Annotated in this window: 2 protein-coding genes and 1 pseudogene; all 3 read right to left on the bottom strand. The window is 41.4% G+C overall.

Going from position 1 to position 1,095, the window contains the following annotated elements; translation table 11 throughout:
* Positions 1–291 precede the first annotated feature (291 nt).
* Positions 292–567: pseudogene (locus O9323_RS14140) on the bottom strand (ParE family toxin-like protein).
* The gene (locus tag O9323_RS14135; protein WP_002735837.1) at positions 564–791 is read right to left on the bottom strand and encodes a hypothetical protein; all 228 of its coding nucleotides are present in this window, start codon (positions 789–791) and stop codon (positions 564–566) included. The pseudogene O9323_RS14140 and the gene O9323_RS14135 overlap by 4 nt, the downstream one beginning before the upstream one ends.
* A 53-nt stretch (positions 792–844) precedes the next feature.
* On the bottom strand, positions 845–988 hold the full coding sequence (locus O9323_RS14130) for a hypothetical protein (protein WP_228051454.1): 144 nt from the start codon (positions 986–988) through the stop codon (positions 845–847).
* Between the last annotated feature and the right edge of the window lie 107 nt (positions 989–1,095).

Genomic DNA, 1,095 nt, shown 5'->3' with positions numbered 1-1,095 from the left:
AACTCATTCTCTAGCTCTGAAGGTAAATCTAGGCTGATGTTCACGGTATTTCCTCAACGTTCAATGACCTGTCTTTGATTATATCGGAATATATTCAGTTAAACGAAGGGGTTGAGTTTCCTTGCGTAAAACCAGCCTAGGGCTGTGATTTAATTGATAGAGTTATCGTCCAATTAAACCTTGAAAATGAGAATATTTACAGATAACGATCGCACTGACCCGCTATCATGAACCTTGAATAATATTATTAGTCTAACTCTCGGTCGGGTGCAGTGATTGGTTAGATCGCTCCTAATTCTTACCTATAATCTTGTCATACTCGGAGTGCGACCCAACCCAGAACCAAACTATCTTTTCTTCATCTGACTTCTTAATCCCTAATGCTCGCCATCCAATGCCGACTCTGACTGACCAGATTTTTTCTCTTGGTTTCACCTCTTTGAACTCTAGGCTGGGGTGAAGTGGATTTTATTTCCAAATCTCGTAATTTTTCTTGGCTGTTTCTTGTACCCTTTGCGGCAAACTGAGAAAAAGTTGACGAAACCTCTTGGTTCTGGCTGACTTCATTCTTCTCCAAAACCTTTATCTTCTGTTCTCCCCTCTTGTTCTTCTATCAGGGCTTCCTGTGCCATTGTTATTAAAGCTCCCAATTCCAGATCTTCGTTAGAAAGGCTTTGCTGCCATTTTAATTCACTTTCAATGTCTTCCAGCAATTGTTGAGCAAGTTCATCCTGAAGAGACTCTGGCAGTTTCTGGATTTCTGTGAATGCTTTTTGCAACAGAGTAGTCATATTTTGTTAATGTTTTACAGGCATCGGACTATTTTACCACCTCCCGAGTCGAGTCATCCCACCATAACCTCACGGATTACTGCTCCGGGTAGAAGGTCGATAGCATCAGGTTGTAAATAAAGCTCGATCGCCTCCTGTATATTGTTGAGAGCTTCCTCTTGTGTAATAGTTACTAATTCTGTACGCAAATATTGCATCTAGAATTAGCTTTGTACGCTTTGACCCGTACTGGGTTAACTACGAACCTCTCTATCGGATTCCCGCTAAAGGCGGCCTCTCCGACTACCTTTCTTCCAATATTTAA

This window comes from Microcystis sp. LE19-131.1A (assembly GCF_027532015.1).
Classification (GTDB): Bacteria; Cyanobacteriota; Cyanobacteriia; order Cyanobacteriales; family Microcystaceae; genus Microcystis; species Microcystis ichthyoblabe_A.
This window is presented reverse-complemented; position numbering and strand designations above follow the sequence as displayed.